This window comes from Seonamhaeicola marinus (assembly GCF_008085455.1).
Genome location: NZ_VSDQ01000607.1, coordinates 250 through 747, shown reverse-complemented (window position 1 = coordinate 747; position 498 = coordinate 250). Strand labels below are relative to the sequence as shown.

The 498-nt window shown below is 32.5% G+C and carries 1 protein-coding gene and 1 pseudogene (1 of these 2 only partly in view); both read right to left on the bottom strand.

Features of this window, described 5'->3' with window-relative positions; all coding sequences use genetic code 11:
• Positions 1-358, bottom strand: a pseudogene (locus FUA24_RS10780) (methylmalonyl Co-A mutase-associated GTPase MeaB); the annotation flags it as partial.
• Between the two features lie 42 nt (positions 359-400).
• Positions 401-498 carry the 3' portion of a DUF2911 domain-containing protein gene (locus FUA24_RS10775; protein ID WP_449441427.1) on the bottom strand. 238 nt of this gene lie beyond the right edge of the window, so 98 of the gene's 336 nt are visible here — the last part of the coding sequence; its start codon lies off the right edge, out of view — the gene reads right to left on this strand; the stop codon is at positions 401-403.

The window sequence follows — 498 nt, the reverse complement described above, 5'->3', positions numbered from 1 at the left end:
AAACTGCAACGCGTTTACCTTGGCTGGTTAAGTATTTGCCAAAAGTTTCAATAAAAGTACTTTTGCCAACACCAGGAACACCTGTAATACCTATTCTAACAGAATTATTTGCGTGTGGTAAACAGGCCTTAATAATGTTTTTGGCGTTTTGTAAATGGTTGGGGTTTTTGCTTTCAACTAAAGTTATAGCTCTGCTTAAAGCTGTAATATCTTTATTTAAAATAGCCGTAACAAGTGCATTACTATCAAGCTGTTTATTGCGTTTAGCTTTTAGTTTTTCTATAGCATTTTTGTTGGTTATTTCAGTTGCTGAAACACCTTTGTTTTTATGTAATGCTGTTTTTTTTTGCTTTGTCACTTAGGTAAAAGTTTATACGCTAAGATACATAAAATAAGCCCCTTAATTTTTTAATGGTACTGCAATTTTTGTGTCATCCCAGGCCATAGTAAGGAAAAGTTTATCAGTAGAATTATCAAAAGCAATTGTAAACTGCTCTA